The sequence below is a fragment of the Ornithinimicrobium flavum genome (genome assembly GCF_004526345.1).
Classification (GTDB): Bacteria; Actinomycetota; Actinomycetes; order Actinomycetales; family Dermatophilaceae; genus Ornithinicoccus; species Ornithinicoccus flavus.
Window position 1 is genome coordinate 3,690,557 of sequence record NZ_CP038213.1, and the last position, 22,357, is coordinate 3,712,913.

Sequence of the window (22,357 nt, forward strand, 5' to 3'; positions counted from 1 at the left end):
CTCCGACGCGTCAGCCCCCTGCCACCGCCAGGTCCGGTGCGCCGTTCGAGCGTGCCGCGATGAGGTCGAGGCGCGCGGTGGCGCTCGCGTCCTCGATCTCCCGGCGGACGGCGGCCGGGTGGCGGAGCTCCCCCCAGACCACCCGGCCCACGCCATACCCCAGTCCGCGGATGCGTCGCTCGCGGGCGCGCTCGGCGATGACCACCTGCGACACGGCCCCGGGTGCAGCCCCAGGCTCGGCCTTGTACTTGAGCATGCCGTCGAACTCCAGCACCACACCCAGCTCCGGCAGGTAGAAGTCGACCCGCGCCACCACCTGCCGCCCCGCACGCACGACGAACTGCGGGACGGCGTGGAAGCCCAGGTCCCGGAGGATGAGCCGGAGCCATGACTCACCCGGTGACTCCGACCGGCCGTCCGCCAGGTCCACGACCGTGCGCGCCGCAGCCACCCCGGGCACCCGGCGATAGGAGTCGAGGGTCTCCCGCAGCGACCTGGGGGTGATGAGCTCCTTCCGCAGGGCCGCGTCGGCAGCCATCACCCCGGAGGTCACGGACCCGAGCAGACCGGTGCCGATGACCGCCGCCTCGGGTGACACGGTGCTCATCCCGTCGCGGGAGGTGATGAGCCCGGGCCCCGGGCACGTGTGGACGGTGACCTCCCCGTAGCGTCGGGCGCTCCCCACGGCCTCGGTGTGCGTCAGGTGGATCCGGTCCAGGGCGGTGTGCAGCACGGGCAGCCCCCACACGACGGCCGCAGTCACGTGACTTGCGGCCCACTGCTCAGGGCGAGTCCGCAGCACGGCCCGGGCCCGGAGCAAGTGGCGGGCCGTCGGCGTCGGGAGGGCCGCGAGCACGCTCGCCTGGACGTAGGCACCGCGCGCGACCCGCACGAGGACCTTCCTGCGCACGAGCCCGCGGAGGACCTCGCGGGAGAAGCCGAGCCGTTCGGCCTCCGCGGTCGTCAGGACGTGGTGGCGGGTGACGAGGAAGTCCTCCAGCTCCGGTCGCATGGGTTCCACCGTGCACGAGCCCCACCCCTCGCAGGCCCGCGCTCGGCACATCTGTGGACAACCGCCGGCCGGGGAGGCCACTATGAGCCGGTTCGTCATCCTTGAGCCGTCTCGAACCGGCTCGAGGATGACGAGACGGCGCAGAGTGACTGGTAGGTGCGGGAGGGGCCGCGCTGCTGGACCGCGAGGAGGCCACGGGTGTGCGGGGAGGTTCCGGGGAAGGAGACCGGAGGCATCCGGTATGCGGAGCCCTCCGGTATGCAGGGGCCTCCGGTTTGCGGGGGCCTCCGGTATGCGGCGGGCCGCCAGGGCCGGCAGGCGACGCCTCTCAGCTGCCCAGCGCTCCACCCCGGTCCAGGCCACCGCGGGCCCGCTCGCGCAGGTCGGCGGCGCGCACCAGGGGCAGCAGCTCCTGCTCGACGACGCCCCGCAGGGAGCGGACGTAGGTGGCCGAGAGGTGGTTGCTGTCGCGCCAGACGACGACGCCTCCGACGATCGGGCTGCAGGTGCGCGCGGGGCAGACGGCGTCGGTGAGGTCGATGACCGGCAGGGAGCGCAGCTGGGCGGCGAGGGCGTCGTGGCCCGTGCCCGAGCTGGCCAGGCCCTCTGCGCGCGGGAAGGCGCAGGCCGGGACGTCGTCGGGGTGGTCGCTCAGGCAGGCGGGCACGTCGAAGGGGGCCCGGGGCACGTCGCGCACGAGCACCGGGAGGGCGCCCAGCTCGTCGTCGATCCACTCCACGCGCGCCCGCAGGCCGGCGGCCATGGCCTCGGCACCGGTCGTCGAGTAGGACGCGCTGGAGAGCAGGACGACGTCCGGGTCCTCCTGCTCCAGGGCGGGGCCCAGACCGGCCTGCCACTCGGTGCACTGGCGGTAGTCCCCCGCCTGCCCGCTGCGGCGCACGACGAGGTCCACGCTCGGCGGCACGACGACTTGGTCATGGCCACGACCCGCCAGCCCCGGTCACGCCCGATCTCGTCGAGGGCGGTGAGCCACATCCCGGCGTGGCTGTCCCCGATCAGCGCGATCGTCGTCCCGCCCTCCGGGTCCCCCGCGACGCAGGTGCCGACCTCGGTGCCAGTGAGCCCGACGAAGCACCCCTCGGGCAGCATGACCGGGCGGTCGTCCGGGACCTGCTCCAGCGGCACGGCGAGGCGGCCCCCGTCGCCGGGACCTCGGCGGACGGGAGCGGCTCACCCAGGGCGGCCGAGCCCCCGGCCCCCGCCAGCGCCAGCTCTCCGGGGTCGGCGGGCGCCGCCGTCGTGGTCGCCGCATCGTCGCCCGGGGCGGTGGTCACCTCCCGTCGTCCGCCCGGGCCCCCCGCCCCCCGGGCCCTCGGTGGCCGCGCCGTCCGTGGCGCCGTCCGTGACCGTGCCGCCGCCGCCCCCGTCACGCCCGTCGACCCCATCGACCCCACCCTCGTCGAGCCCCTCGTTCTCGTCCTGCCCCGCGGCGAGGGTCCCCGCCCCCAGGGGCTCGCGCAGCTCGTCCACCACCTCCGGCGTCCGCCACTGCGCGGTCTCCCGCGTGACCGACGAGGGCGCCGCGGTGAGCAGGACCACGCCCACGAGCGTGCCGACCAGCGTGAGGTTGAGGCCCAGCCGCAGCGTGCGCCAGGTGACGACCTGGGCGGGGGAGCTGCCGGCGAGGACACGCCCGTGCCGGCGCACCGGGTCCTCGACATAGCGGAAGGACAGCCACCCGGCACCACCGAGACGATCACGGCCAGCAGCCCCCACTGCACCGGGAGCGTGTCCGGCCCGCCCCGCCCCACGCCCGCGAGGTGGGCGGCCACCGCGATGAACGGCCAGTGCCACAGGTAGAGGCTGTAGGACAGGCGGCCGACCCACTGCAGGACCCGGGTCCGCAGCACGAGCAGCGGTCCCCAGCTGCCGGCGGACGCACGGCCACCAGACCAGCGCGGTCCCCACGGTGGGCAGCAGGGCCCAGACCCCGGGAGAAGAGCGTCCGGGGCGTGATGACGACGAGGCGGCGAGCACATACCGAGGCCCACCCACCGACCAGCGCCGCGACCGCCCGTGGCAGCCGCGGCCAGGCCCACGCCCGAGCGCGACCAGGACCCGAGCATGAGCTCGTGGATCCGGGTCGGCGTGACGAAGTAGGCGGACGGGTCCTGCCGGGTCCACGCCCAGGACACCACGAGCGACAGCAGGAACAGGGTGAGGGTGAGCGACCAGACCAGCCGGGTGAGACCCGGGCGCGCCCGGCGGCGACGACCAGACGAGGAGCAGCAGGATCGGCCACACCACGTAGAACTGCTCCTCGACCGCCAACGACCAGTAGTGCTGCACCGGGCTGGGCGCGCGCTCGATGTCGAGGTAGTCGACCGAGCGCCAGGCCATCCGCCAGTTGACGAGGTAGGTCGCGGACGCGACGAGGTCGGCGCCGGTCTCGGCCCACCGCGAGCGCGGCAGGAAGGCGACGGTGAGCAGGGCCGTGCCCACGAGGGCGGCGAGCGCCGCCGGCAGCAGGCGTCTGGCGCGGCGGGCGTAGAAGCGGCCCAGGTCGATCCGGCCCCGGGCGCGCGCCTCCTCGAGCAGCAGGGAGGTCATGAGGAAGCCGCTGACGACGAAGAAGACGTCCACCCCGGTGAAACCGCCGGGCAGGAAGCGCACCCCCGCGTGCCAGAGCAGCACGCCTAGGACCGCGAGGGCGCGCATCCCCTCGATGTCGGCGCGGAAGTCCCGCGGCACCGGGGGCACGCGCAGCGCGTGCCGGGCCGCCTGCAGGGCCCGGTGCCGGCTGCGGGTGAGCAGCGGCTCGCTCTCGGAGGGGGTCGGCTGCGCCGCCTCCGGGGTATGCGGTCCGCTCACCGGGCCCCCTCCGCCACCGCGGCGGGTGGTCCCGGAGCCAGGTGCGGTGGTTCAGCTCGACCCAGATCGCCAGCGCGAGGGCCGCGAGGGCCACCCAGGCCCACAGCAGGGACCGGGGTCGCACAGGGTCGGTCGGGACGACGGCGGACGCGGTGATCTCGTAGCCGTCGTCGGCCCGCTCCTGGACGACGAGCGCGAGCGCGGTGTCGGCCGCGAGCGCGGCCAGGCGCGGGTCGCCCGCGGTGGCCCGCAGCACCACCTCGAGGGGGTCGTCGTCCTCGACCACGTCGAGGCGCAGGTCGCCCCGCAGGTCCGGGGACAGCTCGACGGCCTCCTCCACCTCGCCGACCAGCCCGGGCGCGCTGAGCAGCACCGCCGCCTGGGAGGAGGCGCGGGCGTCGGGGGTGCCGAGGGCCGCCTCGGCGGCGTAGCGGTCCGCCCGCAGCAGGCCCAGGCCCCCCACGACGAGGGCCGCGAGCAGGACCAGGGTGATCCAGGGCTGCGCGGCCAGGGCGTGGGTCCAGTGCTGGTGGCGGGCGGCGTGCCGGGCCCGGCGGCGGGCCTGGGCGGAGGCGCTGCTACCCATCCCCCGACTCCGGTTGCTCGGCCCACCAGCGCAGCAGCTCCTCCCGCGCCCCCTCCGGGCCGAGCGGCCCCTGGTCGAGCCGCACCGCCAGCAGGTGCTTGTACGCCCTCCCCAGCACCGGGCCGGGCGCGATCCCGAGGATCTGCCCGATCTCGTTGCCGTCCAGCTCGGGCCGCAGAGCCCTGAGCTCCTCCTCCGAGCGCAGCCGGGCGATCCGCTCCTCGAGGTGGTCGTAGCTGGCGGACAGCCGCGCCGCCTTGCGCCGGTTGCGGGTGGTGGAGTCGGCCCGGGTGAGCCGGTGCAGCCGGCCGAGCAGCGGTCCGGCGTCGGTGACGTAGCGGCGCACGGCCGAGTCGGTCCACTCCCCCGTGCCGTAGCCGTGGAAGCGCAGGTGCAGCTCGACCAGGCGGGACACGGCCTTGACCGTGTCCTTGTCGAAGCGCAGCTCCCGCAGCCGGCGCCGGGTGAGCTTGGCCCCGACGACCTCGTGGTGGTGGAAGCTCACCCCCCCGCCGGGCTCGAAGCGGCGCGTGGCGGGCTTGCCGATGTCGTGCAGCAGGGCGGCCAGGCGCAGCACCAGGTCGGGGCCGGGGACGGCGTCCTCGTCGGCGGCACCGTCCTCGGCCGCCGGCGGGTCCTCGAGCGCGATCGCCTGCTCCAGCACGGTGAGGCTGTGCTGGTAGACGTCCTTGTGCCGGTGGTGCTCGTCGATCTCCAGGCGCAGGGCGGGCAGCTCGGGCAGCACCTGGTCGGCCAGCCCGGTGTCGACCATGACCTCCAGCCCGGCCCGCGGATCGGGGGACAGCAGCAGTTTGACCAGCTCGTCCCGCACCCGCTCGGCGGACACGATCGCCAGGCGGGACGACATACCCGTCATCGCCTCGAGCACCTCCGGCGCCGGGGCCAGGCCCAGCTGGGCGGCGAAGCGCGCGGCCCGCATCATCCGCAGGGGGTCGTCGCTGAAGGAGATCTCGGGGGTGTGCGGCGTCCGCAGGGCGCGGGCGGCGAGGTCGGCCAGCCCGTCGTGGGGGTCGACGAAGGTGAGGTCGGGCAGCCGCAGCGCCATCGCGTTGACCGTGAAGTCCCGGCGTACCAGGTCGTCCTCGAGGTTGTCCCCGAGGGCGACCACCGGCTTGCGGGAGTCGGCGTCGTAGGCGTCGGCGCGGTAGGTCGTGATCTCCAGGTGGTGCTCGCCCCGGCGGGCGCCGATGGTGCCGAAGGCGCGGCCGACGTCCCAGGTGGTGTCGGCCCAGCCGACCAGGACCTCCTCGATCTGGTCGGGCGTGGCCGAGGTGGTGAAGTCGAGGTCGGTGGAGGCCCGCCCCAGGAAGGCGTCGCGCACCGGCCCGCCGACGAGCGCGACCTCGTGCCCGGCGGCGGCGAAGCGCTCCCCGATCTCGGTGAGCAGCGCCAGGGACGGGGTGAGCTGACGCAGCGCGCGCAGCAGCAGCGCGCCGTCGGTGGACTGGGCGTCGGTGGGCGTGGACATCAGGTCCAGGGTAGTCGCGTTATCCCTGTTCACCATCTGGCTCACTGGTTATGGTGGGCAGATGACCACGACATCTCCGCGCCAGCAGCCGCCGGCGCGCCGACTGCCGTCGGTCAGCGAGACCTCGGCCGGCGGGGTGGTCATCGACGTGCACGAGGGGCGGGCGCGGATCGCGATCATCGCGCGGCGCAACCGGTCGGGCCGCGTGGAGTGGTGCCTGCCCAAGGGGCACGTGGAGCCGGGCGAGACCCTGGTGCAGACCGCGGAGCGCGAGGTGGCGGAGGAGACGGGCATCGAGGGGCGGGTGCTCATCACCCTGGGGACGATCGAGTACTGGTTCACCACCCCCTCCCACCGGATCCACAAGATGGTCCACCACTACCTGCTCGAGGCCACCGGGGGCGAGCTCACCATCGAGAACGACCCCGACCAGGAGGCGATCGACGCGATCTGGGTGCCCCTGGACGAGGTGCACCGCAAGCTCACCTTCCCCAACGAGCGTCGCATCGCCCGCGAGGCGTGGCAGCGGCTCACCCGGAGCGCCTGACCGCGCCGTGACCTCCTCAGCCCGCCGCCGCGCGTGGGCACCCCCGCTCCGTCGGAGGCTGCCCGGTGCCGCCCTCCTGGCGACCCTGGCGCTGCTCGCCGCACCGCTGCTCCCGGTCGGGGCCGTCCCGTCGGCGTCTGCGGTCCGACCTCCGGGTATGCCGCTGCCCGTCGCCTCCGCGGTCGAGGACGGCGAGGGGCTGCGGGTGGTGCTGGACGAGGTCGACCCCGTCGTCCTGCGACCGGACCGCCCGGCCCGGCTGAGCGGCCGGGTCCTCAACCCCGCCCCCGTGCCGGCCCGGCTGGGGGGTGTCACGCTGAGCGCGTCGACGAGCCTGCTCGGCTCCCGCAAGGAGGTGGCCGACTGGGTGGACGGCGGCATCGACCGGTCGACCACCTGGGTGCTCGGGGACGACACGATCGGGCCCCTGGTCCCGGCGGAGGGCGAGGTGGCCTTCTCGGTCGTGGTGCCCGCAGAGGAGCTGGCCTCCCTGCCCGACGGGCCCGCGGCCCTGGCGGTGCGCCTCAGCGCGGAGGTGGTGGGCGACGGGGAGCCGGTGTCGTCGGGGGACGGCACGGGGGGCGACCTCGCAGAGCTCCGCACCGTCCTCACCAGCTCCGGGGGGCGCCTCGTCGGCACGCCGATGGAGGTGTCCTGGCTGGTGCCGCTGACCCTGCCGCCCGATCCGGGCCTGACGGACCCCGACCCGGCGCGGCACGCCCAGGCGTGGACGGACGCCGTCGGCGAGGGCTCGCCGGTGCGCGGCTGGCTGGACCACCTCACGCTGCCGGACGTCACCTGGCTCGTCGACCCCGCCCTCCTCGTCGCGCCCCGACCCCTCCCCTCCGTCGCCTCACCCGCGCCCACGCCGGAGGACCCGGAGGAGACCGGCGACCCGGAGGAGACCGGGGAGTCGAGCGACCCGGGCAGCACCGGGGAGCCCACCACGGGGGAGCCCGACGGCCCCGGCACCACCACCGCGGAGCCGACCGACCCTGCGCCGACCGGCGAGCCCGAGGACACCGGGACGGCACCCACCCCCGCCGGCACGACCACCCCTGGTGGGTCCGAAGGCTCCGCCCCCGCGACACCGACGCCCGCCGCCACCCCGACCGCCCCCGGCGACGGCACGGGTCGGACCGGCTCGGCACCTACACCGGACCAGGCGACCGGCACGACCGGGCCCGCCGCCCCGCCAGACGACCCCCCGGTCACCGAGCAGCCCCCGGAGGAGCAGATCCCTCCGGACGAGGGCCCCCCGGACGAGCAGGACGTCGAGCGCGCCCTGGGCGAGCTGCGCGACCGACTGGCGCTGGTGCCCGCGCAGGAGCGCTGGTGGCTGCCCGCCGGCGACCCCGACCTGGCCCGGCTGGTCGCCGACGGGCTCACCCCGCCCCCGGACACCGTGCAGACCCTCCTCACCCGGGCCCCGGCGGAGGACGCCCCGGAGGCCGTCGCCCGTCTCCTGCGCGGCGGCCGCACGGGTGTGCTCTGGCCGGCCCTCCCCGGGCCGACCACGTCCGACCTCTTCCGCATGGTGGGCCTGCACGACTCGGCTCCGTCGGTGCCGGCGCCGGAGGTCGTCGTGGTCCCCCGCGAGTCCTTCACCGCCAGCTCCGCCGCCGGACCTCGCCGCGGGGCGGCCCTCGTCGAGGACACCGACCTCACCGCTGTGGGGGTGGACTCCTGGACCACCGCCCTGGTGGCGGCCGGGGCCGAGGCGGCGCAGGACACGGGCGCCGGCGCAGCCGCCCAGCGGCTCCTCGCGCACACCCTGGGCAGCTGGCTGGAGGCCCCCACCAGCCGACGCGAGCTCGTCGTGGCCCCGCCCCGCGGGACGACCCCGGCACCCGAGGTGCTCGACCAGCTGGTGCGGGCCTGGCCCGACGCGGACTGGCTGACCTCCCTCCCGGCCGAGGAGGTCCTGACCCGGGCGCAGGAGCAGGAGGCCGTGACCCTGTCGGGCACGGCCCCCCAGGAGTCGGTCCTGGGGGCCCTCGCGCCGTTGCTGCTGCCTGAGCCCAGCCCCGTCGACGCTTCCCGCGGGCGGGACCTGGTCGGCCTGGACGACGACCTGGACGGGCTGGGAGAGATCCTGCGCGACACCACCGCCCTCCGGTCCTGGCGCCCGGTCCTGGCCGACCTGTGGTCGACCCGCTGGCGCGAGGCGCCGGCCGCCTGGCCCACGACCTTCCGGACGCTGCGCGGCGACGTCCGCCAGGCCCGGGAGGCCGTCCACATCGCCCCCAGCAACGTCAACTTCATCGCCGACCAGGGCGTCATCCAGGTCACCGTCGTCAACGACCTGCCGGTGGCCGTGGACGACGTCCAGCTGGCGGTCTCGACGACCAACGGCCGGCTCCAGGTGCTCCGGCAGCCCGACCCGGTCTCCGTGGGCCCCGGCAGTCGCGCCGCGGTGCCGTTCGAGGCGCGTGCCGTGACCCGCGGCGAGGTGACGCTCCACGTCGAGCTCACCACCCCGGACGGCACCGAGCTGGGCGTCGACGAGGAGCTCGCGGTCCGGGTGCAGCCGACGGGCGTGTGGATCTACTGGGTGCTCGGCGGCCTGGCGGGCGTGGTCCTCATCCTCGGCCTGGCCCGCGCGCTGCCCGGCCCCCCGCGCGTGCCGCGCTCTGGCCCCAGCGACGCCGCATACCCTGACCCGGGCCCGGAGACGCAGACGCAGACCGACACCGGCCAGGAGGAGCGGCAGTGAGCGCACCAGGCGACGAGCAGGCGGCCCTGCCCGGCGACCCCGTCGCGCCCGCGGCCGGAGGCCGGGTGGCGCCCGGGCCCGGAGGCCCCGCGGCTCCCGACCACGGCTCCAGCAGGGCCCTGGCCCGGTCCAGCGCGATCATGGCCAGCGGCACCCTGGTCTCCCGGGTGCTGGGGCTGGTCCGGATGGCCCTGCTCATCGCGGCGGTCGGCGCCCAGACCGACGCGGCGAACGTGTGGGACACCGCCAACACCATCCCCAACACCATCTACCTGCTGCTGGCCGCCGGGGTCCTCAACGTCGTCCTGCTGCCGCAGATCACCCGGGCCATGGTCCGCGGCGGCGAGGCGGGCCAGGACTACATCGACCGGCTGCTCACCCTCGCCTTCACCGTCGTGGCGGGGGGCACGGCGCTGGTCCTGCTCGCCGCACCCCTGGTCACCAAGCTCATGGCCCTGTCCTGGCCGTGGGGCGGGGAGAAGCTGACCCTGGCGATCCTGTTCGCCTACCTGTGCATCCCGCAGGTCCTCTTCTACGGGCTGCACACGATCCTGGGCCAGGTGCTGGCGGCCCACCACCGGTTCGGCGCCTTCATGTGGAGCCCGGCGCTGGCCAACGTCGTCGCCATCACCGGGCTGGGGGTCTTCCTGGCCCGCTACGGCGACGTCTCCCGGCAGGAGCTCACCTCGTGGACCCCGGGCATGATCTGGCTGCTGGCCGGGTCGGCGACGCTCGGCATCCTCGTGCAGGCCCTAGTGCTCATCCCGGCGGTGCGCTCCACCGGCTTCACCTACCGGCCCCGCTGGGGCTTCCGCGGCGTGGGGCTGGGCTCGGCCTCGCGGATGAGCAGCTGGGCGTTCGCGGAGATCCTGCTCAGCCAGGCCGGGATGCTCGTGGCCATCAACATGCTCAACGACGCCGTCCAGGACGTCAGCGAGGCCCCGGGCAAGGCGGCGCACTTCGCCGCCTTCTCCACCTTCATGCTCCCCCACTCCCTCATCGCCCTGTCCCTGCTGACGGCCATCTTCCCGGTGCTGACCAAAGCCGCCGCGGCCGGGGAGCTGCGGGTGATGGCCGAGCACACGGGCCGGGCCCTGCGCCTGCTCGCCGCCGCCATGGTCCCCATCGCGGTCGGCATGATCGTCCTGGCGCCGCTGGTGGTGCGCGTCATCAACCCGACGATGACGCCGTTCGAGCACCTCTGGGTGACCCGCATCCTCTTCGCCCTGCTCGTGGGCCTGGTGCCCTACGGCATCTACCTCGTCTGCGCCCGCGTCTTCTACGCGTTCGAGGACGCCCGCACGCCCTTCCTCTTCCAGGTGGCGCTGACCTCGGTGCTCCTGGTGTTCTGCGGGATCGCCTGGGTGCAGGGCGCCTGGTGGGTCGCGGTGCTGGTCGGGCTGGGCCAGGCCATGGGCCAGATCGCGGCGATGCTCATGGGTCTGCGCGCCGTGCGCCGCCGGCTGCCGGACATCGACCTGCGCTCGGCCGGGGTGGTCTTCCTCAAGGCGGGGGCCGCCGCGCTGGTGGCGCTGCTGCCCGCCTGGCTGCTGGTGCGGCTGCTCGCCGACGACGGCTGGCTCGGAGCGGTCGTGCCGCTCGCCGTGGCCGGGCCGGTCTTCGTCGCCGTGTATGCCGTGCTGGCCCACCGCCTCGGCGTCGCCGAGGTGACCGAGGTGGGTGCTCCGCTGCTGCGCCGCATACCCGGGGCCAGGCGGTTCGCCCGCACCCCGGCGGCGGCCACCGGCGCCCCCGTCGACGGCACGACCGGCGACCCCGGGACCCCGCCGACCAGCGCGTCCGTCGCGGAGCAGGGCACCGGAGCAGGCACACTAGGTTGGGACGACGCCCCGCGGTGGGCGTTCTCCGGCGGAGAGGACGGCGACATGGACCAGCTCGAGGTGGGCACCCGGCTGGGTGACCGCTACGCGCTCGAGGAGCTGCTCGCCGAGCGCGAGGGGGGGGGCTGCAGTACTGGTCGGCCCGCGACGTCACCCTCGGCCGGCTGGTGGCCGTCACCGTGCTGCCCTCGGGCGGTGAGCACGCCCCCGTCGCCGTGGCCGTGCTCGACGCCGCCCGCCGCGTCGCCTCGGTCGACGACCCCCGCCTGGTCCGCGTCCTCGACGTGGGCGAGGAGGAGACCCTCTGCTGGATCATCGAGGAGGGCCTGTCCGAGGCCGAGTCGCTGGCCTCCCTCGTCGAGGACCACCCGCTTCCGCCGGAGGAGGTGCGCCGGCTCATCGGTGAGACGGCCGCGGGCTTGGAGTCCGCCCGGCGCCGTGGGCTTCACCACCTCTACCTCAACCCCCACTCGGTGCTGCGCACCACCGACGGCACCGTCAAGATCTCCGGCGTCGGGGTCGCCGCGGCCCTGGAGGGTGCCGACGACGTGACGGCCGACGAGGCCTCGCTCATCGACACCGCCGACCTCGTGTCCCTGCTCTACACCGGTCTGACCGGTCGTTGGCCCGGCGAGGACCTGCCCGGTGTCGCCTCCGCCCGACGCCTGGCCGACGGCAGCCTGCCCGCCCCGTCCGAGCTGGTCTCGGGCGTGCCCGGCGACCTGGACGCCCTGTGCCGCATCGTGCACGGCGCCGGGGCCGACCTGAGCGCGGCACCGCACACCCCCGGCGAGCTGGCCCGCCAGCTCTCGCCGTGGTCGCCCGACATCGTGCGGGCGCCCGCCCCGGGGAGCTCACGGCGCCGCGCGAGCCCGCCCCGGACGACCGCGCGGCCGCGCCGGGGACGCGCTCGCGGGGGCGGCGGGGGCCGCGGCCGCGGCGACCGCCGCCCACCCGACGAGGGTGCCGGAGAGCGACCCCACCGAGCAGGTGCCCCGCCCCTACTACCGCACCCAAGACGACCACGGTCGCTCCGGCACCGGTGCCGTCCCCTACTCCGGCGAGGACGCCCGGGCCGGTGTCGACGCCTCACGCGCGGCCGCTGCCGGGCTGCGGCGGGTGCCGCCGACCCGGGCCGCCCACCCCGGGGTGGCGCGGGTCCCCGACGCGACGAGCCGTCCTCGCTCGGCGGCTTCGCGGCGACCGAGGACCAGGACGGGCTCGACGAGGAGCGCGCCACCGGGTTGCAGAGCGCCGCGGTGCTGCTCATCATCCTGGCCATCGTCGCCGCCGCGGCGCTGCTCGGATGGGGCGTCATGCGTTCCATCGGCGGAGGTGACGACGTGGCGGACGGCCCGACCCCGGGAGCCAACGCGCCGGCCGACCCGGCCGGGGACACCGGGGCCGCGACCGCAGGCACCGACGACGAGTCCACGACCGCCGCCGGGGGGACCGGGGCGCCGGGCACCGACGACGAGTCCGCGCAGACCGCGCCCGCGCCCGCAGGAGGGGCGTCGATCCTGGGGATCACCAGCTTCGACCCCGAGGGCGACGGCGACGAGCGCAACGACCTCACCCCGCTGGCCGTGGACGGCGACCCGGAGACCGCCTGGACCTCGCACACCTACCTGTCGGAGGGGTGGGGTTCGCTCAAGAGCGGGACCGGCCTGATCCTCGACCTCGGGGAGGGCGCCAGCGTCAGCGAGGTCGAGGTGCAGCTGGGCGAGGGGACCATGGGCACCCGCCTCTACGTGTCCGACACGGCCTCCCGGGACGGCGCGACCGAGCTGGCCGCCGACGAGGCGGCCGAGGGCACCTGGACCGTCACGCCGGAGAGCCCGGCCTCCGGGCGCTACCTCATCCTGTGGTTCGACACCGGGCCCGCACGGACGCGGGCGAGATCGTCGGCGTGCGCGAGATCTCGGTGCGCTGACCGCGGGCGTGGGAGGGCTAGCGATGACGGCGGACCTGGCCGAGGTCGACGACCTCAGCTTGCTGCGCCGTCACCAGGAGGGGGACGCCGAGGCGTTCGGGGAGATCTTCCGCCGGCACCGTGACCGTATGTGGGCGGTCGCCCTGCGCACGACCCGTGACCCCGAGCTCGCCTCCGACGCCGTCCAGGACGCCTTCCTCAACGCCTTCCGCCGGGCCGGGTCCTTCCGCGGTGACGCGCAGGTGACCACCTGGCTGCACCGGATCACCGTGAACGCGTGCCTGGACCGGCTGCGCCGGCAACGTCCCACCGTCGACCTCGATGACCACGACCCGGCCGAGCCCCGCGACCACCACCACTCCGTCGACGTGCGCCTGGACGTCCAGGAGGCGCTGGCCCGGTTGCCTGAGGGCCAGCGACTGGCGCTCGTCCTGGTCGACATGCACGGCCTCAGCGTCGCCGAGGCGGCCGCGATCCTCGACGTCGCCGAGGGGACGATCAAGTCCCGGTGCTCCGAGGGCGGGAGGCCATGGCCCAGCTCCTCGGCCTGCGTGGCAATACCCGCGGGGTATGTCGTGATCCGTTCCCGTCGCGCGGCCGGTGTGGTGCACACCACGCCCCGGTGCTCCGGCGTCCGAGGAAACCCCCTGCCCGCACCGGTCGTCCTACTCCCGTGGGCACACCTGCGCCCACCGGGAGTCGCGAGTCGTCGAGAGGAGGCGTGTCAGTCGTGTCAGCACCGCGTCAGCCTGACGACGTCGACCCCACCGGGATCCGCGACCTGCTCGCCTCCCTGCCCGATCCGGGGCCCATGCCCGAGGACCTCGTCGCCCGGATCGAGGCCCGCCTGGAGGTGGAGCGCGCCCACCGCGCGGGCGGCGCACCCCTCGACCCCCCTCCGGCGCCACGGTGGCCCGGGCCGCCGACGACGTCTTCGACCTGGCGGCCGAGCGCAGCCACCGCCGACCGGCACGGACGGTCGCCGTCCTCGGTGCCGCGGCCGCCGGTCTGCTCGTGACCACCGTGGCGGTCACCCAGCTGATCGGCTCCGACGGAGGGTTCACGGCGGACACCGCCGCGGTCTACCCCTCCCTCACCCGGGGTGACGACGCCGCCCGTGGTGCCGCCGAGGAGGGGGCGGACGCCGGGGCCGACCTCGCCGAGGACGAGGGCGGGGCCCTGGCCGGCGAGGGGGACGACGAGGCGGCCGAGGCCGGGAGCGACACCGGCGGGGACGACGCCGCGGAGGCCGGCGACGGCGAGAGCGCGCCGAGCCTCGACGCCCAGGACGACGCCGCGTCGGGCGACGCGGCACAGGGGGACGAGGCGCTGGAGGACGTCGCCTGGCTCGGGGCGGTCCTGTCGAGCCCGGACCCCGAGCTCGGCGGCCGGCTCTCGGTGCTCCCCCACCTCGGGACCGTCGTCGAGGCCGATCTGGTCGACGCCCTCCGCACCGCCCTGCGGGCGGACGTCAACAGCTACGGCTCGCAGGACCTGACGCTGGAGGAGGCGCGGTCCTGCTGGCAGGTCCTCCCGGCCGAGCGGGGTTTCGGCGACTACGTGGCCGCCCCCACCGACCTCGGCTCCTCCGCCTCCCCGAGGGCCGCCGTCGCCCTTCTGGGTGTGCACGACGACGGCACCGGTGAGGTCTGGGTCCTGCCGAGTCGTGCACCGACGGCGCACGGGTTACCCCGCTCACCGGGCCGCACGAGCTCGAGGCGTTCTCCCCGCGCTGAGGACCGGACGGTTCTCGGCGCCGGTGGTCCGCCGTCCTCCGCGTCGTGGCCGGTCGGACCTGTCGGGTCGAGGGAAGGGTCCCCCGCGGCATACCCTGGGGGGAACAACCCGGTCGTAGGATCGGTTCCACACACATCGTCCCCGTCTGAGCGTCCGCGCGCCCGCGCGGTCCAGGAAGGTCACCATGATCATCCAGCTGAGCCCCGAGTCAGCGCCGACCACCGGCGCCGACGGTGAGGTTCGCGACGTCATCATCATCGGGTCCGGCCCGGCCGGCTACACGGCCGCGGTCTACACGGCACGGGCCAACCTGCGCCCCCTGCTCTTCGAGGGGTCGGTCACGGCCGGCGGCGCGCTGATGAACACCACCGAGGTCGAGAACTACCCCGGCTTCGCCGAGGGCATCATGGGCCCGGAGCTGATGATGAGCATGCGCGAGCAGGCCGAGCGCTTCGGGGCCGAGATGGTGCGCGACGACGTCGTGGAGGTGGAGCTGACCGGCGACGTGAAGACCGTCACCGACGCCTCGGGCGGGATCCACCGCGCCCGCACCGTCATCCTGGCGATGGGATCGGCCTACCGCGAGCTGGGTCTGCCGCGCGAGAAGGAGCTCTCCGGTCACGGGGTCTCCTGGTGCGCCACCTGCGACGGCGCCTTCTTCCGCGACCAGGACATCCTGGTGGTCGGCGGGGGCGACTCGGCGATGGAGGAGGCGACCTTCCTCACCCGCTTCGGTCGGTCGGTCACGATCGTGCACCGCCGCGAGGAGCTGCGGGCCAGCAAGATCATGGCCGAGCGCGCCCAGTCCGACCCCAAGATCAGCTTCGCGTGGAACTCCGAGGTCACGGCGCTCCACGGCGACCCCAAGCTCACCTCGGTCACGCTGCGCGACACCGTCACCGGCCAGGAGCGCGAGGTTGCCACGACCGGTCTGTTCGTCGCGGTCGGCCACGACCCGCGCAACGAGCTCGTCCAGGGCCAGGTGGCGCTGGACGACGCCGGCTACGTCCTGGTCCAGGGCCGTGGCACCGCGACCGACGTGCCCGGCGTCTTCGCCTGCGGTGACCTGGTGGACCACACCTACCGTCAGGCGATCACCGCGGCCGGCAGCGGGTGCGCCGCCGCCCTCGACGCCGAGCGCTACCTCGCCTCGCTCGACGACGCGACCGACGTCACCCAGGTCGACGCCGGACTCGCGTCCGTCTGACCTCGGCCCACCCCGACCCGATCCCCCGAGAACGACTGCTAGAGAAGGAAACCATGGCTATCACGCAGACCAGCGACACCACCTTCCACGAGGACGTGCTGCAGCACGACGGCCCCGTGCTCGTCGACTTCTGGGCCCCCTGGTGCGGCCCGTGCAAGATGGTGGCGCCCATCCTCGAGGAGCTCTCCGAGGAGTGGGGCGACAAGCTCAAGGTGGTCAAGCTCAACACCGACGAGAACCCGCAGACCACGCAGGCCTACGGCATCACGGGCATCCCCACCCTGCACGTCTACTCCGGCGGCGAGGTCGTCAAGACGCTCGTCGGGGCCCTGCCGAAGAAGAAGCTCGCCAAGGAGATGGAGCAGTTCACCGCCTGACCGGCGGTCGCTGAACCCACAGCCGTCCACAGGGGTTATCCACACCCCTGTGGACGGCTTTCTCGTGCCCGGGGCCGTGTCGGGGCTCAGGCCTGCGCGCCGTCGAGGACGGCGAGGATGCGGTCCAGGTCCTCCTGACCGGCGAACTCGACCGTGATCCTGCCCTTGCGCCTCCCCATCGCCACCTGCACCCGTGTCTCGAGGCGGTCCGACAGGCGGGCGGCGACCTCCTGCAGCTCCGGCGCCGGAGCGCTGCTGCGCGGGGACCGGCGGGTGGGGGCGGGGTCCGAGCCGAGGACGACGATCTCCTCGACGGACCGGACCGACAGACCCTCGGCGACGATGCGCTGGGCCAGCCGCTCCATCGCGGCGCCGTCCTCCAGCCCGAGCAGCGCCCGGGCGTGCCCGGCGCTGAGGACGCCGGAGGCGACGCGACGCTGCACCATCGGGGGGAGCTTGAGCAGACGGATGGTGTTGCTGATCTGGGGACGGGAGCGGCCGATGCGCTGGGCGAGCTCGTCGTGGGTGCACGTGAAGTCGGTCAGCAGCTGCTGGTAGGCCGCGGCCTCCTCCAGCGGGTTGAGCTGCGCCCGGTGCAGGTTCTCCAGCAGGGCGTCCCGCAGCATGTGGTCGTCCTCGGTGTCGCGGACGATGGCGGGGATCGTCTCGCGGCCGGCCAGCCGGGAGGCCCGCAGCCGCCGCTCACCCATGACCAGCTCGTAGGTCGCGGCCTGCGGTTCGGTGTCGGCGACCTCCGGCGCAGTCCGATCAGAACCCTTCTGACCTGCGGAAACGCCATCCACACGACGTACGACCACCGGCTGGAGCACCCCGAGCTCACGGATGCTGTGGAGGAGCTCGGCGAGGTCGTCCTCGTCGAAGACCTCCCGCGGCTGCCGCGGGTTCGGACGGATGTCGGCGATACGCACCTCGGCGAATGTGGCTCCGGGCACCGGGGCGAGGTCCGCGCCGTCGGGCGTGGGAACTTCACCCTCGCCGCCGGTGGGCTCCGAGTTGTCGTCGCCGCCGGGCCCCGGGGCGTGGTTTCCCGTGAAACCATCCCCGTCGAGCTCACCCGCGCCGGACGCCGGGCGGGGGAAGAAGACGTCTCGCGGGCGGTCCTGGGTCTGCGGCTCGGACGGGATGAGCGCCCCCAGTCCTCGTCCCAGACCCCGACGGCGTTCACTCATGCGCTCTTTCCCTTCTGGCGGCGCATCTCGGCGGCCGCCTCTGCGTAGGACTGGGCACCCGAGCTCGTCGGGTCGTAGGTCAGCACCGTCTCGCCGTGACTGGGCGCCTCGCTGATGCGGACGGACCGGGGCACCACGGTGCGCAGGACCCGGTCGCCGAAGTGCTCCCGCACCTGGTCGGCGACGTCGTGTGCCAGGCGGGTCCGGCCGTCGAACATCGTCAGCAGGATCGTCGAGACCTCGAGCTCGGCGTTGAGGTGCAGCTGGATGAGCTCGACGTTCTTCAGGAGCTGGCTGAGCCCCTCGAGCGCGTAGTACTCGCACTGGATGGGGATGAGGACCTCGCGCGCCGCGACGAAGGCGTTCACGGTGAGCAGCCCGAGCGAGGGGGGACAGTCGATGATGATGAGGTCGGGTCGGTCGCCCACGGTGTCGAGGTAGGTCTGGATCGCCCGCCGCAGGCGGTTCTCCCGCGCGACGAGCGGCACCAGCTCGATCTCCGCACCGGCCAGGTCGATGGTCGCCGGCGCGCAGGTGAGACCCGGCACCTGGGGGCAGTCCTGCACGACCTCGCTCAGGGGTGCGCCGTCGATCAGGACGTCGTAGATGCCGGGTGTGCCGCTCGTGTGGGGGATGCTGAGGGCGGTCGAGGCGTTGCCTTGCGGATCCATGTCGATGACGAGCACGCGCAGCCCGCTCTGGGCCATCGCCGCCGCGATGTTGACCGTGGTGGTGGTCTTTCCCACCCCACCCTTCTGGTTGGACACCGTGATGATGCGGGTGCCCGTCCAGGCGTGCCCCAGATCCTGGACCCCGATCTTGCGCCTGCGCGCTCGTGAAGGCGGCGGTGCGGGAGCAGTTTCACGTGAAACGCGGGGGTCGGTTTCACGTGGAACATCGCTGCCGTTCACCCCGGGAGAGAGGTCGGTGGTCCCTCGTTGATCCGGGGCGGCGCCACCGGAGGTCGGCCCGCCGTCCCACTCCGGCCCTGGCCACCCGAGATGGTGCGGAGTGCCGACCACCTGTGTCGATGGGGTCCCCGGCCAACCGAGCGAGCGTGCGTGCGAGGAGTCCATGAGGGCTCCATCTTCGCCCATTGCCGCACGCGGACCAAAGCCGACCCGCTACGAAGAGCGACCTTTCCGTGCCCGTCCTCCCCGGCCACCCGCCTTCGCGGCGACTGCCCCCGGAGGGCAGGTCGGCAGGTGCTCGGGACGTTCCACGACCACCACGCGCACGGGCTCGGAGATCTCGCCCTCACCCAGCACCTGCAGCTCGGACCGCGTCACGCCCCAGGCGTCGAGCAGCGACTGCGCCTCGGCGAGCTCCTGCGCGGCCTTCTCCCCCTTGAGTGCGAGCAGCCGACCCGCGGGTGCCAGCAACGGGAAGGACCAGGCCACCAGCTTGTCGAGCGACGCGACAGCCCTGGCGGTCACGACGGGCACCTGGAGCGTGACCTCCTCGGCCCGTCCCCGATGGATGCGCACGTTGTCCAGGCCCAGCTCCTCGACCGCGGTCTCCAACCACGTGGTCCGCCGCAGCAGCGGCTCGATGAGGTGGACCTGCAGGTCCGGTCGCACCACGGCAAGCACCAGCCCGGGCAGGCCGGCGCCGGAGCCGATGTCGGCCACCTCGCTGCCCGGGGCCAGCAGAGGGTGCATGACGGCACAGTTGACGAGGTGCCGCTCCCACAGCCGCGGCGTCTCCCGCGGCCCGAGGAGGCCGTGGCTCGTGCCGGTCGTGGCGAGGAGCTCGGCATACCTCGTCGCCAGCGGGAGCCGGTCGGCGAAGACCCGCTCAGCCTCCGGAGGAGGGGCCGGCGCGGCGCCCGTCATGGCCGTCAGCGGGCGGGAAGGATGACGACGTAGCGCGCGGGCTCGGCGCCCTCGGACTCCGAGACCAGGCCGGCGGCCAGGACCTCGTCGTGGACGACCTTGCGCTCGAAGGCGGTCATCGGCTCCAGCTCGCGGCGCGCGCCGGACTCCTGGACCTCCGCGATCGCCCGCCGGGCGGTCTTCACCAGGGTGACCCGCCGGTCGGCGCGGTAGCCGGCGACGTCCAGCATGAGGCGGCTGCGCTCCCCGGTCTCGGCCTGCACGGCCAGCCGGGTCAGCTCCTGAAGGGCCTCCAGGACCACTCCGCCCGGTCCGACCAGCCGTCGTGGGGCGGCGCCGTCCTCGGAGTCCACGATGGCGACGGCCGCCCGGTTGCCCTCGACGTCGACCTCGAGGTCACCGTCCAGGTCGGCGATGTCGAGCAGGCTCTCGAGGAAGTCGGCGGCGATCTCACCCTGCCGCACCAGGTCCTCCTGGCTGGACGATGTGACGTGCGTCACATCGTCCTCGCCGGACCCGGCGTCCTCGTCGGTGTCTGTGGTCCCGACACCGGCGTTCCCCGCGGCCGGGTCGGCCGTGATGGCCGCACCCTCGTGGTCGGTCCCGGTGGTCGTGCCGTCGACGTCGGTGTCGGTGGCCGGCGTGGTCTGCTCGATGCTCATGCGGTGGTGCTCCTCGGTGTGTGGCGGAAGGTCGACCCGCGCGGGGTCGGAAGGGGAGGGGTCGAGGCGTCAGCGCTTCCTGGCGCGCTTCTTGCTCTTGGGCTGGACCCGCTGGCCGCTCGTGCGGGCCTGCTCGGCCGCCAGGGTCGCCGCCGCCTCGCGCTCGGCCATGTAGTTGGGGTTCTTCAGCTGCACCCCGGTGGCTGCCTTGCCCTTGCGGGCCATCCGCTCGAGGTACTTCTTCTCCGCCGGGGTGTTGGGCGCCGGCATGTTGCGGATGATGAAGAACTGCTGCCCCATCGTCCAGAAGTTGCTGACCGTCCAGTAGATGAGCAGCGCGACGGGGAAGTTCACACCCGTCACGGCGAAGACGATCGGCAGGACGTAGATGAGGATCTGCTGCTGGCGCGCCATCGGGCTGTTGAGCGCCTCGGGCGACATGTTCTGGCGCATCAGCTGGTGGCTGGTGATGAACTGCGTCGCCGACATCACCAGGATGAGGACGACCGACAGGATCTTGGCCGACAGGTCCTGGTGGTGCAGGAAGGTGGAGGTCAGCTCGGCGCCGAAGATGGAGGAGTCGGCCATCTTGGTGGCCAGCTCCCGGTTGAACATCCCGAGGGGCTCGGCGCGGCCGTCGCGCACGGCGGCGGCGCTGTTGAGCAGCCGGAAGAGCGCGAAGAAGAACGGCATCTGGATGAGGATCGGCAGGCACGCGCCGAACGGGTTCGCCCCGGCCTCGCGGTAGAGCCCGAAGGTCTCCTCCTGGAAGGCCTTCTGGCTGGCCTGGTCCTTCTTGCCCTTGTACTTCGCCTGGATCTTCATCAGCTCCGGCTGCACGATCTGCAGCCGTCGCTGGTCTTGATCTGGCGCACCATGAGCGGCGTCAGCATGGCCCGCAGGATCAGGACCAGGCCGATGATGGCCAGCACCCAGGTCCACCCGCTGGTGTCGGACAGGCCCATCCGGGTCAGCAGCCACTCGACCCCGACCAGGATCGCGGAGTTGAACCAGATGAAGGGGAAGAGGATCGTGTCGAAGATGCCCATGGAGTCCTCAGTGTCGGTGGTGAGGGTCGCTCACCGGGATGGGGGAGGTATGGAGCGCGCCGTCGCCGCGCGCAGGTGCTCGCCGGGGCGGCACGTGGTCGACCCCGCCGGCCGCCCACGGGTGGCAGCGCAGCAGCCGGGTCGTCGTCAGCCAGGAGCCGCGCAGCCCGTGCCGCTCCAGGGCCGTGACGCCGTAGGCGGAGCAGGAGGGGTAGTAGCGGCAGACCGGGCCCAGGATGCGGGAGAAGGTCTGCTGGTAGATCCGGATCAGCCAGACCAGAGGGACGGTCAGCAGGCTGCGCGGCTCTCCGACGGCGACCCCGCCGCGGTGGACGTCGCGCAGCTCGTCGCTGCCCGGTCGCTGCGTCATGAGGTCACCAGGACGGTCCGGCCGAGGGCGTGGTCGAGCGCCTCGGCGAGCTCCGCGGAGCTGGCGCCGGCGGCGGGGGGCTGGGCCCGGACCACGACGTCGCACCCGTCGGGCAGCAGCGCGAGTCGCTGAGCCACCAGGGCCCGCAGCCGACGCACCACGCGGTGCCGGACCACGGAGTTGCCGACGGCCTTGGACACCACGAAACCCACGCGCGGCGGGCGCGTGGGCAGGGTGGGTGCGGGCATCGCGACGTGCACCACGAGCAGCTCGGTGCCTGCCCGGCGCCGGATGCGCGGCGGCCCCTCACCCCGACGCATCACGGCCCGGTAGTCCCCGGGCCGGGTCAGGCGGGAGCGACGCGGCAGCATCGCGGCGGCCGACGCTCGCCGCTCAGGCGGACAGCTTGGAGCGGCCCTTGCCGCGGCGGGCGGCCAGGATGGCGCGGCCGGCACGCGTGCGCATGCGCAGACGGAAGCCGTGCTTGCGCGCGCGGCGACGGTTGTTGGGCTGGAAGGTGCGCTTGCTCATCAGTCGTGCTCCGGTCGTCTGGTCGGGTCGGCGGTCCGAGGATCGGCCGCCGACGTGCACCCACGTCGCACGACGATTGCTGGTCGTGCTGGCATGGGCAGGCGAAAGCGGCCGGAAATCGGCCTGCTCCACGGTACGGGAGGGGGGGCAGGAGGGTCAAACTCGTCCGCTCGAGGCCCCCGTCCCGTGCGAACCCGCTATCGTGCCTGCACCGCTCCGGCGCCGCAGGCCCGACACGCCGGGGAGGGCAAAATCTTGTCGCCGGTCACTTGCGGCGAGGGGTCGGGGCTTGTTAGCGTCGCGCTTCACGCCACACGTCCACGGGTTCTCCACACCCTGTGGACAAATCTGTGGACAGACTCGTCGCACCCGCAGAGAGGGGCTGGATCCACCGATGACGCAGCCCCGGGGGAGAGCCAGGCTGTCTGGGACCGTGTCGTCAG

General features: G+C 74.1%; 20 protein-coding genes and 2 pseudogenes. 8 read left to right on the top strand and 14 right to left on the bottom strand.

From position 1 onward, the window contains the following. Nucleotides 1-10: 10 nt before the first annotated feature. The 5 genes and pseudogenes from E3Z34_RS17430 to E3Z34_RS17445 all read right to left on the bottom strand — a co-directional run bounded on the left by E3Z34_RS17430 (nt 11) and on the right by E3Z34_RS17445 (nt 5,919). A complete protein-coding gene (locus E3Z34_RS17430; RefSeq protein ID WP_158288726.1) occupies nt 11-1,012 on the bottom strand; it encodes a type IV toxin-antitoxin system AbiEi family antitoxin domain-containing protein in 1,002 nt (333 codons plus the stop codon). 328 nt (nt 1,013-1,340) lie between these two features. Further along, on the bottom strand, nt 1,341-1,937 hold the full coding sequence (locus E3Z34_RS17435; RefSeq protein WP_134774626.1) for an SGNH hydrolase domain-containing protein: 597 nt from the start codon (nt 1,935-1,937) through the stop codon (nt 1,341-1,343). A gap of 23 nt (nt 1,938-1,960) precedes the next feature. Continuing rightward, a pseudogene (locus E3Z34_RS20400) lies at nt 1,961-2,122 on the bottom strand (SGNH hydrolase domain-containing protein); the annotation flags it as partial. Between the two features lie 81 nt (nt 2,123-2,203). Next, nucleotides 2,204-3,844 (bottom strand): acyltransferase family protein, encoded by a 1,641-nt coding sequence (locus tag E3Z34_RS17440; protein ID WP_134774627.1) that lies wholly within the window; start codon nt 3,842-3,844, stop codon nt 2,204-2,206. A 578-nt stretch (nt 3,845-4,422) separates the two neighbouring features. Then, entirely contained in the window at nt 4,423-5,919 is a 1,497-nt protein-coding gene (locus tag E3Z34_RS17445) for a CCA tRNA nucleotidyltransferase (RefSeq protein ID WP_134774628.1), read from the bottom strand. Between the two features lie 61 nt (nt 5,920-5,980). Here E3Z34_RS17445 and E3Z34_RS17450 point away from each other — a divergent pair, with 61 nt between their 5' ends. The 8 genes and pseudogenes from E3Z34_RS17450 to trxA all read left to right on the top strand — a co-directional run bounded on the left by E3Z34_RS17450 (nt 5,981) and on the right by trxA (nt 16,277). After that, nucleotides 5,981-6,466, top strand: coding sequence for an NUDIX hydrolase (locus E3Z34_RS17450; RefSeq protein ID WP_134774629.1), 486 nt, complete (start codon nt 5,981-5,983; stop codon nt 6,464-6,466). 7 nt (nt 6,467-6,473) lie between these two features. Further along, nucleotides 6,474-9,182: a DUF6049 family protein gene (locus E3Z34_RS17455; RefSeq protein ID WP_134774630.1), complete on the top strand. Its 2,709-nt coding sequence runs from the start codon at nt 6,474-6,476 to the stop codon at nt 9,180-9,182. After that, on the top strand, nt 9,179-11,575 hold the full coding sequence (murJ, locus tag E3Z34_RS17460; protein WP_134774631.1) for a murein biosynthesis integral membrane protein MurJ: 2,397 nt from the start codon (nt 9,179-9,181) through the stop codon (nt 11,573-11,575). The genes E3Z34_RS17455 and murJ overlap by 4 nt, the downstream gene beginning before the upstream one ends. Further along, nucleotides 11,497-13,080 (top strand): hypothetical protein, encoded by a 1,584-nt coding sequence (locus tag E3Z34_RS17465; RefSeq protein WP_134774632.1) that lies wholly within the window; start codon nt 11,497-11,499, stop codon nt 13,078-13,080. The genes murJ and E3Z34_RS17465 overlap by 79 nt, the downstream gene beginning before the upstream one ends. Continuing rightward, nucleotides 12,980-13,417 (top strand): annotated as a pseudogene (locus tag E3Z34_RS17470) (sigma-70 family RNA polymerase sigma factor); the annotation flags it as partial. The gene E3Z34_RS17465 and the pseudogene E3Z34_RS17470, both read left to right, overlap by 101 nt. Before the next feature lie 448 nt (nt 13,418-13,865). Then, nucleotides 13,866-14,930 (top strand): hypothetical protein, encoded by a 1,065-nt coding sequence (locus E3Z34_RS17475; RefSeq protein WP_134774633.1) that lies wholly within the window; start codon nt 13,866-13,868, stop codon nt 14,928-14,930. Beyond that, entirely contained in the window at nt 14,878-15,900 is a 1,023-nt protein-coding gene (gene trxB, locus E3Z34_RS17480; protein ID WP_134774634.1) for a thioredoxin-disulfide reductase, read from the top strand. The genes E3Z34_RS17475 and trxB overlap by 53 nt, the downstream gene beginning before the upstream one ends. A 53-nt stretch (nt 15,901-15,953) precedes the next feature. After that, the gene (gene trxA, locus E3Z34_RS17485; RefSeq protein WP_134774635.1) at nt 15,954-16,277 is read left to right on the top strand and encodes a thioredoxin; all 324 of its coding nucleotides are present in this window, start codon (nt 15,954-15,956) and stop codon (nt 16,275-16,277) included. A gap of 86 nt (nt 16,278-16,363) precedes the next feature. Here trxA and E3Z34_RS17490 read toward each other — a convergent pair whose 3' ends face one another. The 9 genes from E3Z34_RS17490 to rpmH form a co-directional block, all read right to left on the bottom strand. Next, the gene (locus E3Z34_RS17490) at nt 16,364-17,467 is read right to left on the bottom strand and encodes a ParB/RepB/Spo0J family partition protein (protein WP_134774636.1); all 1,104 of its coding nucleotides are present in this window, start codon (nt 17,465-17,467) and stop codon (nt 16,364-16,366) included. Next, nucleotides 17,464-18,234: a ParA family protein gene (locus tag E3Z34_RS17495; RefSeq protein WP_420818965.1), complete on the bottom strand. Its 771-nt coding sequence runs from the start codon at nt 18,232-18,234 to the stop codon at nt 17,464-17,466. Before E3Z34_RS17495 ends, E3Z34_RS17490 begins: the two co-directional genes overlap by 4 nt. A 357-nt stretch (nt 18,235-18,591) precedes the next feature. Beyond that, entirely contained in the window at nt 18,592-19,302 is a 711-nt protein-coding gene (rsmG, locus tag E3Z34_RS17500) for a 16S rRNA (guanine(527)-N(7))-methyltransferase RsmG (RefSeq protein WP_134774637.1), read from the bottom strand. A gap of 5 nt (nt 19,303-19,307) precedes the next feature. Beyond that, entirely contained in the window at nt 19,308-19,964 is a 657-nt protein-coding gene (locus E3Z34_RS17505; RefSeq protein ID WP_238695263.1) for a Jag family protein, read from the bottom strand. A gap of 69 nt (nt 19,965-20,033) precedes the next feature. After that, a complete protein-coding gene (gene yidC, locus E3Z34_RS17510) occupies nt 20,034-20,804 on the bottom strand; it encodes a membrane protein insertase YidC (protein ID WP_338043754.1) in 771 nt (256 codons plus the stop codon). Then, the gene (locus E3Z34_RS20005; protein WP_338043755.1) at nt 20,789-21,013 is read right to left on the bottom strand and encodes a hypothetical protein; all 225 of its coding nucleotides are present in this window, start codon (nt 21,011-21,013) and stop codon (nt 20,789-20,791) included. Before E3Z34_RS20005 ends, yidC begins: the two co-directional genes overlap by 16 nt. 7 nt (nt 21,014-21,020) lie before the next feature. After that, complete coding sequence (yidD, locus tag E3Z34_RS17515; protein ID WP_238695264.1) at nt 21,021-21,383, bottom strand: membrane protein insertion efficiency factor YidD; 363 nt, start codon at nt 21,381-21,383, stop codon at nt 21,021-21,023. Further along, nucleotides 21,380-21,754, bottom strand: coding sequence for a ribonuclease P protein component (rnpA, locus tag E3Z34_RS17520; RefSeq protein ID WP_134774638.1), 375 nt, complete (start codon nt 21,752-21,754; stop codon nt 21,380-21,382). The genes yidD and rnpA overlap by 4 nt, the downstream gene beginning before the upstream one ends. A 22-nt stretch (nt 21,755-21,776) precedes the next feature. Continuing rightward, complete coding sequence (gene rpmH / locus E3Z34_RS17525) at nt 21,777-21,914, bottom strand: 50S ribosomal protein L34 (protein ID WP_134774639.1); 138 nt, start codon at nt 21,912-21,914, stop codon at nt 21,777-21,779. Between the last annotated feature and the right edge of the window lie 443 nt (nt 21,915-22,357).